Source organism: Micromonospora arborensis (genome assembly GCF_003205615.1).
Lineage (GTDB): Bacteria > Actinomycetota > Actinomycetes > Mycobacteriales > Micromonosporaceae > Micromonospora > Micromonospora arborensis.
In genome coordinates this window covers 1-13,028 of sequence record NZ_PYBV01000052.1, presented here as the reverse complement: position 1 = coordinate 13,028, position 13,028 = coordinate 1, and the positions used below count along the sequence as shown (strand labels likewise).

General features: G+C 70.3%; 12 protein-coding genes and 2 tRNA genes. 9 read left to right on the top strand and 5 right to left on the bottom strand.

Annotation, left to right across the window (positions count from 1 at the left end; translation table 11 throughout):
• Positions 1–10: 10 nt before the first annotated feature.
• Entirely contained in the window at positions 11–352 is a 342-nt protein-coding gene (locus C7C45_RS30045; RefSeq protein WP_110567776.1) for a hypothetical protein, read from the bottom strand.
• Between the two features lie 140 nt (positions 353–492).
• On the opposite strand from C7C45_RS30045, the gene C7C45_RS30040 reads away from it, so the two are divergent.
• Positions 493–1,038, top strand: a complete 546-nt coding sequence (locus C7C45_RS30040) for a hypothetical protein (protein ID WP_110567814.1) — start codon at positions 493–495, stop codon at positions 1,036–1,038.
• Positions 1,039–1,331: 293 nt separating this feature from the next.
• On the opposite strand, the gene C7C45_RS30035 is transcribed toward C7C45_RS30040, so the two are convergent.
• Positions 1,332–3,476 (bottom strand): M14 family zinc carboxypeptidase, encoded by a 2,145-nt coding sequence (locus tag C7C45_RS30035; RefSeq protein WP_110567774.1) that lies wholly within the window; start codon positions 3,474–3,476, stop codon positions 1,332–1,334.
• A gap of 142 nt (positions 3,477–3,618) precedes the next feature.
• On the opposite strand from C7C45_RS30035, the gene C7C45_RS30030 reads away from it, so the two are divergent.
• Complete coding sequence (locus tag C7C45_RS30030; RefSeq protein ID WP_110567772.1) at positions 3,619–4,116, top strand: GNAT family N-acetyltransferase; 498 nt, start codon at positions 3,619–3,621, stop codon at positions 4,114–4,116.
• 139 nt (positions 4,117–4,255) lie between these two features.
• Here C7C45_RS30030 and C7C45_RS30025 read toward each other — a convergent pair.
• Positions 4,256–4,329 (bottom strand) — tRNA-Gly (locus C7C45_RS30025).
• A gap of 359 nt (positions 4,330–4,688) precedes the next feature.
• Here C7C45_RS30025 and C7C45_RS30020 point away from each other — a divergent pair.
• The 5 genes from C7C45_RS30020 (at position 4,689) to clpX (ending at position 9,261) form a co-directional block, all read left to right on the top strand.
• A tRNA-Pro gene (locus tag C7C45_RS30020) sits at positions 4,689–4,762 on the top strand.
• A 138-nt stretch (positions 4,763–4,900) separates the two neighbouring features.
• The gene (tig, locus tag C7C45_RS30015) at positions 4,901–6,247 is read left to right on the top strand and encodes a trigger factor (RefSeq protein WP_110567770.1); all 1,347 of its coding nucleotides are present in this window, start codon (positions 4,901–4,903) and stop codon (positions 6,245–6,247) included.
• Positions 6,248–6,441: 194 nt separating this feature from the next.
• Complete coding sequence (locus tag C7C45_RS30010) at positions 6,442–7,083, top strand: ATP-dependent Clp protease proteolytic subunit (protein WP_007464111.1); 642 nt, start codon at positions 6,442–6,444, stop codon at positions 7,081–7,083.
• Between the two features lie 10 nt (positions 7,084–7,093).
• Entirely contained in the window at positions 7,094–7,756 is a 663-nt protein-coding gene (locus tag C7C45_RS30005; RefSeq protein ID WP_088988028.1) for an ATP-dependent Clp protease proteolytic subunit, read from the top strand.
• A gap of 209 nt (positions 7,757–7,965) precedes the next feature.
• The gene (gene clpX / locus C7C45_RS30000) at positions 7,966–9,261 is read left to right on the top strand and encodes an ATP-dependent Clp protease ATP-binding subunit ClpX (protein WP_110567768.1); all 1,296 of its coding nucleotides are present in this window, start codon (positions 7,966–7,968) and stop codon (positions 9,259–9,261) included.
• 24 nt (positions 9,262–9,285) lie between these two features.
• Here clpX and C7C45_RS29995 read toward each other — a convergent pair whose 3' ends face one another.
• On the bottom strand, positions 9,286–9,912 hold the full coding sequence (locus C7C45_RS29995) for a helix-turn-helix domain-containing protein (RefSeq protein WP_110567767.1): 627 nt from the start codon (positions 9,910–9,912) through the stop codon (positions 9,286–9,288).
• 41 nt (positions 9,913–9,953) lie between these two features.
• On the opposite strand from C7C45_RS29995, the gene C7C45_RS29990 reads away from it, so the two are divergent.
• Both C7C45_RS29990 and C7C45_RS29985 read left to right on the top strand, forming a co-directional pair.
• The gene (locus C7C45_RS29990) at positions 9,954–10,787 is read left to right on the top strand and encodes an EamA family transporter (protein ID WP_110567765.1); all 834 of its coding nucleotides are present in this window, start codon (positions 9,954–9,956) and stop codon (positions 10,785–10,787) included.
• Between the two features lie 38 nt (positions 10,788–10,825).
• Positions 10,826–11,623 (top strand): carbon-nitrogen hydrolase family protein, encoded by a 798-nt coding sequence (locus C7C45_RS29985; protein WP_110567763.1) that lies wholly within the window; start codon positions 10,826–10,828, stop codon positions 11,621–11,623.
• Between the two features lie 95 nt (positions 11,624–11,718).
• Here the strand turns inward: C7C45_RS29985 and C7C45_RS29980 are convergent, their stop codons facing one another.
• Positions 11,719–11,943 carry a hypothetical protein gene (locus C7C45_RS29980; RefSeq protein WP_110567761.1) on the bottom strand — a complete coding sequence of 75 codons (225 nt, stop codon included), beginning with the start codon at positions 11,941–11,943 and terminating at the stop codon, positions 11,719–11,721.
• Positions 11,944–13,028: the final 1,085 nt, after the last annotated feature.

Genomic DNA, 13,028 nt, shown 5'->3' with positions numbered 1-13,028 from the left:
CGGCTGGCGGTCAGCGCGGCGGGCGGGGCAACTCCTCGCGGGGCACCCAGTTACGGCGGACGACCACCACCCGGGCCTCCGCCTCGGCCAGGTCGTCGTCAGTGGGTCGAGCGGCGTCCCGGGCCCGCAGCGCGGCACTCAGCCCCACCTGGGACGAGCCGGAACCGACCAACCCGCGTAGCCCTCGCTCGCCGTCGCGCTCGTCGCCGCCCGGGCCCCTGCGGCGCGGCGGCGGGTTGTCACTGTCCGGCACGCCCGTGGTGCTGGGCCTCGGGCCGTCGTCGCTCCGACCGGCCGGCTCGGCGTCGGGGTGGTGGCGTAGCCGTCGCCGTCGTCGGTCCTGGTCACCCATCAGCCGACCGTACCCCGGCGGGCGTGCGATGCGGCACTGTCGTGCCGGACCGCGTCCCGGGCGGGTTCGGCGACCTGTTTGTCGGCTGGCTACCCTCGAATCCAGGCGGCGGTGATGCCGTCGGTCAGGGGGAGGACGAGATGGCAGACCAGACGCAGCCGTGGGCGGAGCGGACCGTGGAGGTGCCACCGCAGGCCGGCGTCGGGGTGCCGCCGCAGCGCGACGGGTTTCGCCGGGGCGTCGCTTCGGTGGGTGAGCCGCGCAGCCCGCGGACCGTACCGTTCCCGGTGGTCGAGCAGGAGCCGACCGGCACCGGCTGGCCCGGCGAGCCGGCCCCGCGTCGGCCGCTGAGCTGGCGGATGGCGCAGTGGCGTCGCGGCGGTGAGTGGAGCGCGATCGCAGGGCTCTTCGCGTTCGTCTGCTGGGGGATCTGGGCGCTCTCCGGCCAGGGCGACCTGAGCGGCCCGGTGCTGGTGCTGGTGCTCAGCATGCTGGTGGCGGTCGGCCTGTTCGCCCTGTCCCGGTTCGTCGGCCGCGTGGTGCTGGAGCGGCAGTTCGGGCGGGTCCGCCGCAGCGCCCGAGGTGCCCACCTGGCGACGGCGGTGTTCCTCGTCGGCCTGGGCGTGGCGTGGCTCCAACAGACCGAGTGGGTCGTCTCGGCGTGGAACTGGATCTCCTCGAACTGAGGATCGGGGAAACGCCCAGGCGGCCGGCGAGCGCCGCCCGCCCGGGCGTCGGCCTCGCGGCACGCCGCGAGGCTGGTCGTCTCCTCCACCAGACAGGGCCGCCGCATACCCCGCTGGCCGCGGTTCATCCGTAGTCGGGCGGTCCGTCTCTCGGCAGCGCCGGACGACCGCCCGCCGCGTTCCCTGGGCCGTAGCTCGTGCGGTGAACCGCGCTTCGCCTGAGCCGACAGCGCCCGCTGCGGCTCGGCCGGCGGTGCCGTGCCCGGCACGCGGGCACGGCACCGCCGGGAGGATCAGGGAGCGGGCTGGGCCGCCGCGTAGTCGCGGGCCACCCGGACCATCTCCACCAGCCCGCCGGCGTACTCCTGGGACTCGCCGTGGGCCTCGTCGAACGGCGGCTGGAAGCCGACGGCCTCCCACTCGCTGGTGGCCGCATTCCACCTGTCGTTGCCGACCTCGAAGTCCCAGGCGAAGATGCCCAACTCGTAGTAGAGCTGGTCGGCCGAGTTGCCGGCAGCGGAGTAGAGCACGTCGGCGACCGGACCGGTCTGCGACGGCCAGGTGACGGTGCCACGCTCCTGGGCGATGGCGCCGACGATCCGCCGGGCGCTGTCGAGGAACAGCGTCGACTCGTCGATCGACGGCCGGGGCAGGGTGATCCGCCCGTCGGCCCGGTACGCCCCCGGCGGCCACATGAAGTACCCGCCGTAGGAGTGCACGTTCATCGCGAACGTGATGTTCGGGTGGGCCTCGGCGAGCGCGATGACGTTGCTGCTCTCCGCCTCGGACAGCTCAGCGGTGCCCGAGTAGGTGCCGGACAGGCAGTTGGCGCTGCCGCCCACGTACCCGTCGAAGTATGACCCGACGGTGTAGTTGCGGTTGATGTCGACGCCCCACGACGTGCGGTTCTTCGGGTCGCGGGCCGGCCCGGTGCAGTGGTTGACCAGGTTCTTGCGCTGGAAGTTGAAGTCGTTGAACGAGTAGTTCGCGCCATCCGGGTTGACCATCGGGATGACGAAGATGTCGACCTGCTCCAGCAGCTCGCGGGTGGCCGGGTCGGTCCGCGCGTTGGCCAGCATCCGCTCGGCGAACTCCAGCGTCACCAGCGGCGTGGCCCACTCCCGGGCATGTTCCTGGGAGTACGCGAGCACCCCGACCCGGGAGCCGTCCCGGTGCACGCCGAGGCGCAGCGCCTGCACCGTCCACGGCCGTGCCGGCACCTCGGTGCCCTGGAGGCCGTCGTCGAGCCGTGCGGGGCCGGCGACCGGCATGGGCAGCCCGGCCGAGCCGTCCTCGACGGTGGCCCGGAACCGGTCCGGTTGGCGGGCGTTGATCGCCGCCGCGACCTCGTCGGTGGTGCTCACCGTCTTGCCCGCGGTGTCGGTGGCCAGCGAGACCGTGAGGACGCGGTCGCGGTAGCCGATGGTCAGTGGGCGGTTGCGCCGGCCCGGATCGACCGTCCGCACCTGGACGCCGTTCATGCCCTGGTCGCCGAAGCGGACCGACTCGACCACCACGGCAGCCACCGCCGGGTCGCCCAGGTAGGCGGCGGCGTTGCGTCGGTATCCCTGGGTCTTGTTCGGCAGGTCGATCACGTCGACCAGGTCCCGGTACTGACGGGCCAGCCGCTTGATCCGCGCCTGGATGTCGGTCGGCGTCAGGTACGCGTCGATGAAGTCCTTCTGGTAGCCGGCCGGCAGTGGCGGCGGGGTGGCGTTCGGCCAGAGCGTCGGCGTGACCACCCGGCTGACCCCGCCGAGGCTGGAGGTGGCGGTCAACTGAACCGGCCGGTTCGGCACCGGCTGGGGGAGCGCGTAGTGGTACTGGTACTCGCCGGAATCCTCGAACCGGGACAGCGGGAACGTTCCGGTGGCGCCGTCGGACGTCCGCCAACTGACCGTGATCTCCACGTCCGGGTCGTCGGTGGCGGTGGTGGCCACCTGGGTCTGCAGGAAGGTCTGCCCACCCGTGGTCCACCAGTACGCCTGCTGCACCTGGAGGGTGTCCACGACCGCGGCGGTGGCGGTCCGTTGGCCGGCCGCCGGAGCGCGCAGCCCGGCGGCGGTGCGGGCCTGAGCCGCGCGGACGCTGTCGGCGTAGTGCCGGCTGCCGTCCTCGGCACGCTGCACGACCTGGACCGCGGCTGCGCCCTGCGAGGTCAGTTCGGCGAGCTGCGCCCCGGTCAGCACCAGGTCGGCGAGGATCCGCCCGTCCCGGGTCCGGGGCCGGTTGGCCAGGTCCGTGCCGGCGGCGACCAGCCGGTCGAGCTGCGCCTGATCCCGTAGCTGTACGCGAACCAGGGCGGTTTCGGTGGCGCTCAGGGTGACTGGTGTGGCCGGATCGGCGGGTGCCGCGCTCCCCGGACCGGGGTGGGACAGAACCGCGCTGAACAGGATCGCTGTTGTGGCGGCAGCTGTCCACCGTCGTCGGACGATCATGTGCCCTCCTGACGGACATCGATGTCTTGGTCTCACACCAGTGCATAGATCGTTATCTGTCAAGGTCGGCGCCGCGGTCGCGCGGTCCACCTGGGTCCGCCTACGTGTGACGGGTAGGCACTCGGCGATAGCCTCGGCGCTTATGAGCTGGTTGCCTGACGACTTCGTCCACCCTGTCCACGTGCCCGTGCCGCACACCGCGCTTCACCTGCGGCCGATCCGGGAGGCGGACACCGCGCTCGACTACCCCGCCGTGATGGGTTCCCGGGAGCGCCTGTGGGAGATCTTCGGCCCGGCCTGGGGGTGGCCCCCGGAGACGATGACCTATGAGGAGGACCGCGCCGACCTGCTGCGGCACGAGAAGGAGATCGCCGCGCACGAGTCGTTCAACTACGCGCTGCTGGACGAGGAGGAGACGGCGATCCTCGGCTGTGTCTACGTCGACCCGCCCGAGCGCACCGGCTCCGACGGGGAGGTCTCCTGGTGGGTGGTGGACGACCTTGTCGGCGGCGAGGCGGAGCGTGCGCTCGACGCGCTGGTGCCGCAGTGGATCGCCGCCGACTGGCCCTTCCGGCAGCCCCGTTTTCTGGGCCGGGACATCACCTGGCAGGACTGGCTCGCGCTGCCGCGCACCTCGTGACACGTTCGAGGGCCTCGCCGTAGGCGACCGCGAGGGGGCTAGAGCAGTTGATGGCCCACAGACGGCGGGCAAGATCAGAGCGGGGAGTGGTCGACCGGCCCAGGATCGGGGATGCGCCTCTGACCTGGGCCGGAGCCGTTGGAGCGGGCGACGAGAATCGAACTCGCGTAGTCAGTTTGGAAGACTGAAGCTCTACCATTGAGCTACGCCCGCGTGCACCCCGCTACTGCGGGACGCGCTGACAGCGTACCCAATCGCGATGATGACCGCGTAGCCGCACCACCGTCGCGGCCCCATGATCCGCACAACATCGGGGATGTTGCGGCCTCGACCCGCCGGGAAGCAGCACTTTCCCCGACTTTGCGTGGATCTTGGAGCCGGGCCGGGGGACGGGCTTGTGAGGCGAGCCGGGCCGGACCGGCGGCCGGGCCCGCCGGTCGGGACGCGGGCCGCGGCGGTACGGCGGCGGCGAGCGCGGGTGGGCGGTAAGTGTGCTTTCAGGGCATGTGTCCGGGTGGGGGGTGCCCCGGCACCGCCGGAGTCGCGCCGACGGCATAGACTGCACGTCGCCACGGGGTGTGGCGCAGCTTGGTAGCGCACTCGCTTTGGGAGCGAGGGGCCGTGGGTTCAAATCCCGCCACCCCGACTGTCGTCCGCGGCCGATCCGCCCCGGGTGCCGCCCAGTGCGGTCCCCGGGCGCTGCCGGTGCGTCAGGCCGGCTCACCTACACTCGATGGGCTGAATCACGCCCAGACTCAACTGAGATCCGTCAAGGAGTACGCCTGTGAAGAGCACCGTCGAGACTCTGAGCCCGACGCGCGTGCGGCTCGCCATCGAGGTGCCGTTCGTCGAGCTCGAGCCGAGCCTCAAGAAGGCGTACCGGGAGATCGGTTCGCAGGTCCAGGTTCCGGGCTTCCGCCGGGGCAAGGTGCCGACCGCGGTGATCGACCAGCGGGTGGGCCGGGGCACCGTCCTCAACGAGGCGGTCCAGGAGGCCATCCCGGAGAACATCCTCGCCGCGGTGCGCGAGCACGATCTGAAGACGCTGGGGCGTCCCGAGGTCGAGATCACCGAGTTCAACGACGGTGACTCGCTGAACTTCACCGCTGAGGTCGACGTCCGCCCGGAGATCACCATCCCGGACGCGTCCACCCTCGAGGTGACCGTGGACGAGCTGCAGATCGATGAGAGCGAGATCGACGAGCAGGTGAAGAACCTGCGGGAGCGGTTCGCGACCCTGAAGACCGTCGAGCGGGCCGCCGCCGAGGGTGACTACGTCCAGATCGACCTGAACGCCACCGTCGACGGCCAGGACGTGCCGGGCGGCCAGGCGAGCAACATCTCCCACGAGGTGGGCAGCAAGCAGTTGCTGCCGGGCCTCGACGAGGCAGTGGTCGGTCTCGCCGCCGGCGAGGACACCACCTTCACCACCCAGCTGGTCGGTGGCGACTTCGCCGGTCGGGACGCCGAGGTGGCGGTGACCGTGCGTACGGTCAAGGAGAAGGAGCTGCCGGAGCTGAACGACGAGTTCGCCCAGATGGCCAGCGAGTTCGACACGATCGAGGAGCTGCGCGGCGACCTGCGGGCGCGGGTCACTCAGGGCAAGCAGGTCGAGCAGATCTACGCCGCCCGCGACAAGGCGCTCGCGCAGCTCGTCGAGGCCGCCGAGATCCCGGCGCCGGAGGGTGTCGTCCGCGAGGAGGTCGCCAGCCGTAAGCAGGCGATGGTCGACCAGTTGGAGCGCATCGGCGCCTCCATGGAGGAATACCTCGCGGCCGAGGAGAAGACCGAGGAGCAGATCGACGCCGAGCTGACCGAGGCGGCGACCGAGGGTGTCAAGGTTCAGCTCCTGCTGGACACTCTGGCCGACGCGGAGGACGTGCAGGTCTCCGACGACGAGTTCGGGCACGAGATCGTGCACCGGGCGCAGCGCGCCGGGATGGCCCCTCAGCAGTACTACGACCAGCTGGTGCGCTCCGGCGCAGCGGCCGCGGTCTTCGGCGACGTGCGGCGGGGCAAGGCGCTCGCCGCCGTCATGGAGCGCATCACGATCAAGGACTCGGCCGGCAACGAGGTCACCCTCGACGCGCTGCGCGCCGCCAACGAGGCGGAGCACAACCACGACCACTGATCGTCGGGTGCGGCCGCCGTCCGCCGCTGTGCGGTGGACGGCGGCCGATCCTTTTCCGGGGTACGCCCGGAAGCCCGCGCCGCGGGTGCCCCCGACACAGCTGCGCTGAGAGCGAACAGTGCCCCGACCGGGACTCTGCCGCCCCGCACAGCGGTTACTGTCGGGAAAGACGGTACGGAGAGCGAAGGGCTGCCATGACCGACATGCACATCCCCAAGAAGTCGCTCCGGGCGATTGACGCGCGCGGTGGCGACTCCATTGGCAACCTCGACGACTCGGTCTACAACCGGTTGCTCAAGGAACGCATCATCTTCCTGGGCAGTGAGGTGACCGACCAGGTCGCCAACCGCATCTGCGCGCAGCTGCTGCTGCTCGCCGCGGAGGACCCGGACCGCGACATCAACCTGTGGATCAACTCGCCGGGTGGCTCGGTCTACTCGGGCATGGCGATCTACGACACCATGCAGTTCATCGACAACGACGTGTCGACCGTGGCGATGGGCATGGCGGCCTCGATGGGCCAGCTGCTGCTCTGCGCGGGCACCAAGGGCAAGCGGTACGCCCTGCCCCACGCCCGGATCATGATGCACCAGCCGTCCGGTGGTCTGGGCGGCACGGCGTCCGACATCGCCATCCAGGCGGAGCAGATGCTCTACACGAAGCGGATGTTCCAGGAGCGGGTCGCGCACCACACCGGCCAGAGCCAGTCGCAGATCGAGGCGGACTCGGACCGGGACCGTTGGTTCACCGCCCAGGAGGCCATGGACTACGGCTTCATCGACAAGGTGATCATCGGGGCCGCACAGGTTCCGGATGGCGCCGGGACCCTGAGCTGAGGAGCTGACGATGACCGATCTGAGCCTGCCGCCCCAGTTCGCGGCCGTGCACAACCGCTACGTGCTGCCGTCGTTCGTCGAGCGCACGTCGTACGGGGTCAAGGAGTCGAACCCGTACAACAAGCTCTTCGAGGACCGGATCATCTTCCTCGGCGTCCAGGTGGACGACGCGTCGGCCAACGACGTGATGGCCCAGCTGCTGACGCTCGAGGGCACCGATCCGGACCGCGACATCATCATGTACATCAACTCGCCGGGTGGCTCGTTCACGGCCATGACGGCGATCTACGACACCATGCAGTACGTCCGTCCGGACATCCAGACGGTCTGCCTCGGGCAGGCCGCCAGCGCGGCGGCTGTGCTGCTGTCGGCGGGCACCCCGGGTAAGCGGATGGCTCTGCCGAACTCGCGGATCATCATCCACCAGCCGGCCACCGAGGGCGGCTACGGGCAGGGCTCGGACATCGAGATCCAGGCCCGGGAGATCCTGCGGATGCGGACGCAGCTGGAGGACATGCTCTCCCGCCACTGCAACCGGCCGATCGAGCAGGTTCGCAAGGACATCGACCGTGACAAGATCATGACGGCCGAGGAGTCCAAGGAGTACGGGCTGGTCGACACGATCCTGACCAGCCGCAAGAAGGGTCTGCTGGCCGCCCAGGCCGCCAGCTGAGCAGTACCGGGTCAGAGGTTGGCCGGGGCATCGGTCCCGGCCGACCTCTGACACACCCGTTTTGGGGGTCGGAGAATGCCCCGCTAGCGGGTAACGTCGGGTCCGTACCGCTTCGCCGGTCGGGCCGGCGGGGTGAACTAAGCCGGGCGGCGCGCAGCGTCCGCAGGTCAGGGCCGGGTCTCCGGCCGATGAGTGCAGGGAGAACGTAGGTGGCACGGATCGGTGACGGCGGCGACCTACTGAAATGCTCCTTCTGCGGCAAGTCGCAGAAGCAGGTCAAGAAGCTCATCGCGGGCCCAGGGGTCTACATCTGCGACGAGTGCATCGATCTCTGCAACGAGATCATCGAAGAGGAGTTGGCCGAGTCCGGCGAGGTGAAGTGGGAAGAGCTTCCCAAGCCGATGGAGATCTGCCAGTTCCTCGACAACTACGTGGTGGGTCAGGACCAGGCCAAGAAGGCGCTCGCGGTCGCGGTCTACAACCACTACAAGCGGATCCAGGCCGAGGCGGCTGGCGCACCCGGCTCCGGCAGTGATGCCGTCGAGCTGGCCAAGTCCAACATCCTGCTGCTCGGCCCGACGGGGTGCGGCAAGACCCACCTGGCGCAGACCCTCGCCCGGATGTTGAACGTCCCGTTCGCCATCGCCGACGCCACGGCACTGACCGAGGCGGGCTACGTCGGCGAGGACGTGGAAAACATCCTTCTCAAGCTGATCCAGGCCGCCGACTACGACATCAAGCGCGCCGAGACCGGCATCATCTACATCGACGAGGTCGACAAGATCGCCCGTAAGTCGGAGAACCCGTCGATCACGCGGGACGTCTCCGGTGAGGGTGTGCAGCAGGCCCTGCTCAAGATGCTCGAGGGCACGGTCGCCAATGTGCCGCCGCAGGGCGGTCGCAAGCACCCGCACCAGGAGTTCATCCAGATCGACACCACCAACGTGCTGTTCATCTGCGGTGGCGCCTTCGCCGGTCTCGATCAGATCATCGAGTCCCGCACCGGGCAGGGCGGCACCGGCTTCGGTGCCCGCCTCCGGTCGGTGTCCGAGCGGTCGACCGATGACATCTTCAGCCAGGTCATGCCGGAAGACATGCTCAAGTTCGGGCTGATCCCCGAGTTCGTGGGCCGGCTGCCGGTGATCACCAATGTGCGCAGCCTGGACCGCAGCGCCCTGGTACGGATCCTCACCGAGCCGCGCAACGCCCTGGTCCGTCAATATCAGCGTCTGTTCGAGCTGGACGGGGTCGAGCTCGAGTTCGACGAGCCGGCGCTGGAGGCGATCGCCGACCAGGCGATGCTGCGGGGCACGGGCGCGCGTGGCCTGCGGGCCATCATCGAGGAGGTCCTGCTCTCCGCGATGTACGAGGTGCCGAGCAACCCCGACGCCGCCCGGGTGTTGATCACCCGCGAGGTGGTCCTGGAAAACGTCAACCCGACGATCGTTCCGCGCGAGTTCACCGGGCGTCGAGCCCGGCGGGACCGCGAGGAGAAGTCGGCCTGATCCTCTCCACGTCACGCCGGCCGCTCACTCCTGACGCGGCCGGCGTGATCGCGTTCGGCGGTCCCATTCGCCCGACGGGGTGACGACCACCATCATCAGTCGGGCCGGTTCGTCGCTGTCGTTGCGGTAGCCGTGCTCTCGGTCGGCGTGAATCTCGATGGTCTCGCCGGCGTGGACGGGGTGGTCCTGCCCGTCGACCCGGACGATCACCGTGCCGGCGAGGATGTGCAGCACCTCCCGAGTGCCGCGCGGGTGGTCGAGGGACCGGTGCGCCTCTCCGGGCGCGAGCCGCCAGTCCCAGAGCTCGACGAGGTCCGGCTCGCCCAATCCGCTCAGCAGTTGGGCCGTACCGCCGTGCTCGCCCTGCCAGAGCACGGGCGCCTCGGCGGCTGAGGTGATCTTCACGGCGCGTTCCTCGGCCGGCTCCAGTAGTTGGGCGATGTTGACGCCGAACGCGTCGGCGATCCGGCAGAGCGTGCCGACGCTCGGGTTGGTGCGCGCGCCCTCGATCTGCACCAGCGATCCCTTGCTCACCCCGGACCGGCCGGCCAGTTCCTCGAAGGACCAGCCTCGGGCGGCCCGTAGGTCACGTACCTGCTGGGCCACCGCAGCGGTTACCGCGCCGACTCGATCCGCCCCGGACTCGGTCATTAAACTATCCTTCACGGTCACTATTATGGTACGACTGATCCATGCTCCCCATTGTCCTGGCTGCGGTGGCCGCCGTCGCGTTCGGCACCGCCGACTTCTCCGGCGGCAAGGCGTCCCGGCACGCCGACCCGATCGCCGTGACCGTGATCTCCCAGCTGCTGAGCGTCCCGCTGCTGGTCGTCCTGGTGCTGGTCGTACCCGGCACCCCGAACGCCGGTGACATCGGCTGGGGACTGCTCGCCGGGGTCGCCGGCGCGGGCGGTGTCATGCTGCTCTATCGCGCCCTCTCCAGCGGGATGATGGCCGTGGTGGCGCCGGTCACCGCGATCACCGCCGCAGTGGTGCCGATCGTCGCCGGCCTGTTCACCGCTTCCTTTCCGGGTGCCCTGGCGCTCACCGGCGCCGGCCTCGCCGTACTGGCGATCGCCTTGGTCAGCCTGGGGGACGGCGGTGGCCGGCGGGTCGTCCCGGCGCGACTGGTCGGGCTCGCCCTCGCCGCCGGGGCACTGTTCGGCGTCTTCTACACCCTCCTCGGCCAGGCCGACGAGAGCGCCGGAATGTGGCCCGTGGCGGCGGTGCGGGCCAGCTCGATCGCGTTCGGCCTCGCGCTGGCCGTCGGCACCGGCGTGCGGTTGCGCCTGGGCCGACGGGTGGTGGGCTGGGCGGCGGTCGCCGGTCTGCTCGACAGCGCCGCCAACGCGCTCTTCCTGGCCGCTGCCGCCCGCGGCCACCTCAGCATCGTCGCGGCGATCGCCGCGCTCTACCCGGGCAGCACCGTGCTGCTGGCCTTGGCCGTCGACCGGGAGCGGCTGCGCGCGGTTCAGGTCGCCGGGCTCGGCTTCGCCGCCGGGGCTCTGGTGCTGGCCAGCCTCTGACGCTGTCCGCGCTGCCGCTGCGGCCGTACCCTTGTCTCATGCGCGTCGCCGTCTGCCAGCTGAACTCCCGAGACGACCGAAAGGCCAATCTGGCCGCCGCGGAGGTCCTGCTGGAACGCGCGGCCGCCGGCGGCGCGGACCTGGCGGTTCTGCCGGAGTACGTCGACTACCTCGGCCCCGCCGCCGGATTGCCGGAACCGGAGCCGGTGGACGGGGAGGTCGGCAGTTTCTTCGCCGGAATCGCCCGGCGGCTCGGGATCTGGCTGGTGGCCGGCTCCTTCCACGAGGCCGGCCCGGACCCGGAGCACACCTGGAACACGTCGATGGTCTTCGACCGCGCCGGCAGCCTCGCCGCGAGCTACCGCAAAATCCATCTGTACGACGTGGAGATCCCCGGCCGGGTCTCCTACCGGGAGTCAGCGAGTGTCGCCCCCGGGGTGCAACCGGTGGTGGTGGACATCGAGGGTCTGCGGGTCGGTCTGTCGATCTGCTACGACCTGCGCTTCCCAGAGCTGTACCGACTGCTCGCAACCGATGGCGGCGCACAACTGCTGGTGGTGCCGGCGGCCTTCATGATGCACACCGGCCGGGACCACTGGGAGGTCCTGCTGCGGGCCCGGGCAATCGAGAACCAGTGCTTCGTGGCGGCGGCTGGCCAGACCGGCGATCACGATCCGGGTCGCACCTGCTTCGGGCGCAGCATGGTGGTCGACCCGTGGGGGACGGTCCTCACCCAGTTGCCGGACGGCCCGGGTGTGTCCGTCGTCGACCTGGACCTCGACCGGCTCTCCGCCATCCGGGCCGAGTTGCCCAGCCTGGCCAACCGGCGGCTCTGAGCCTGCAGCAGCCGAATCGCCTGGCGTGGCCAGTCGGCGGCTTCGGAGCCTCGGCCGTCGAGTTGCCTGGTCTGGCCAATCGGCGGCGCTGAGCCTCAGCCCTCCAGCAGGACGCCGATCACCGCGAAGCCGGCGATGGCCGCGGCGGTCACCAGCAGCGCGGTGGTCATCCGGGATCTGCCCCGGCGGGCGAGTCGTCCTACTGAGAGCACCAGGACGACCAGCACGACCACACCGATCACCAACTGCCAGAACGGCAGAAGAAGGCCGAGCAGCGACTCCTCGGCGAGAACCCTGGTGCCGGGCCCGGACTCATCCATGTCTGACACTCTGGCACGTCGAGACGGCCCACGTGTCGCGCTGTCTGGATGCCCCCACATCGCCGAGCTGGTGTCGACCATGACGACGGGGACGGGCGGGCGCGACCGGCGCGGCAGGGGATCCCCCCGTGGCCTGCCGTGGTGGGGGTTGCGCTGTGGGCCCGTGCTGCTGTCGGATGCGGCGTGGCGGTCGGGGTGGCAGGGGATGCCCCGTGGCCTGCGTGGCAGGGGTGCGTTGTGGTCTGCGTGGCAGGGGATGTCGCGTGGCCTGCCGTGGTGGGGGGTGCGCTGTGGCCCGTGCGGTTTGTCGGATGCGGCGTGTGGCGGTCGGGGTCGCGTGGCCTGCGTGACGATCGAGGTTGGGGGGCTTGGTAGCGGCGCAGGCGGTCGAGGTGGGCCGGGCTTGGTGCGGCCGGCGGCCGAGGCGGGTGTGATCGTCACCAGGTCGCCGATGTGGGGGTGTCGCGCTGCCTGGATGCCCCCACATCGCCGACATGGTGACGATCATGGCCGTGGAGCCGTGGAGCCGTGGAGCGGTCGCTGACCCGAGCGACAACGCCACCCCGTCCAGCCGGTCGACGCTGATCGCCGTCGACATCCGGGGCGAGCCGCAGCACTTATGCGGGTCTGTTTGAGGGTCGGGTCGGCGTGGGCGCCGGCTCTGGCCGGAGAACCGCCGCGTTGCGGCCGGCGAAACCAGTGATGAACCCTGATTTGCCTTCTCCGGGCCGGCCGCGTAACTTTCTCTCTGCACGGGGGAGGCCGGACAAACCGGCCGAGAACGGGCGCCAGGCTCGTGGCGGGAACGCCGAGCGAGACTGAGGATCGGGCGGTGCGGAACACTCCGGATACGGGGTTGCGAACGCGAAGCCGACCGGGTAGAGTTCTGAAGCCGGCAGGAGCCGGGCGGAGAGCCGCGAAGCGGCGATCGGCCGGTCTGCGGCTTCCCACGACAGTAACGACCGCCGGGTACGGCGTGCGTCATCGTGGGTCCGGACGAACCACATTGATCGCCTCGAACATGAGGTTGACAATGAAAGTTCGACCAAGTAGGTTTGAGCGGTTGCCCCGAAGCGGGGTTCCAC

Coding starts and splice junctions, on each gene's coding strand:
- C7C45_RS30045 (WP_110567776.1), bottom strand. CDS start 352: ATGGGTGACCAGGACCGACGACGGCGACGGCTACGCCACCACCCCGAC.
- C7C45_RS30040 (WP_110567814.1), top strand. CDS start 493: ATGGCAGACCAGACGCAGCCGTGGGCGGAGCGGACCGTGGAGGTGCCA.
- C7C45_RS30035 (WP_110567774.1), bottom strand. CDS start 3,476: ATGATCGTCCGACGACGGTGGACAGCTGCCGCCACAACAGCGATCCTG.
- C7C45_RS30030 (WP_110567772.1), top strand. CDS start 3,619: ATGAGCTGGTTGCCTGACGACTTCGTCCACCCTGTCCACGTGCCCGTG.
- C7C45_RS30010 (WP_007464111.1), top strand. CDS start 6,442: ATGACCGACATGCACATCCCCAAGAAGTCGCTCCGGGCGATTGACGCG.
- C7C45_RS30005 (WP_088988028.1), top strand. CDS start 7,094: ATGACCGATCTGAGCCTGCCGCCCCAGTTCGCGGCCGTGCACAACCGC.
- C7C45_RS29995 (WP_110567767.1), bottom strand. CDS start 9,912: ATGACCGAGTCCGGGGCGGATCGAGTCGGCGCGGTAACCGCTGCGGTG.
- C7C45_RS29990 (WP_110567765.1), top strand. CDS start 9,954: ATGCTCCCCATTGTCCTGGCTGCGGTGGCCGCCGTCGCGTTCGGCACC.
- C7C45_RS29985 (WP_110567763.1), top strand. CDS start 10,826: ATGCGCGTCGCCGTCTGCCAGCTGAACTCCCGAGACGACCGAAAGGCC.
- C7C45_RS29980 (WP_110567761.1), bottom strand. CDS start 11,943: ATGGATGAGTCCGGGCCCGGCACCAGGGTTCTCGCCGAGGAGTCGCTG.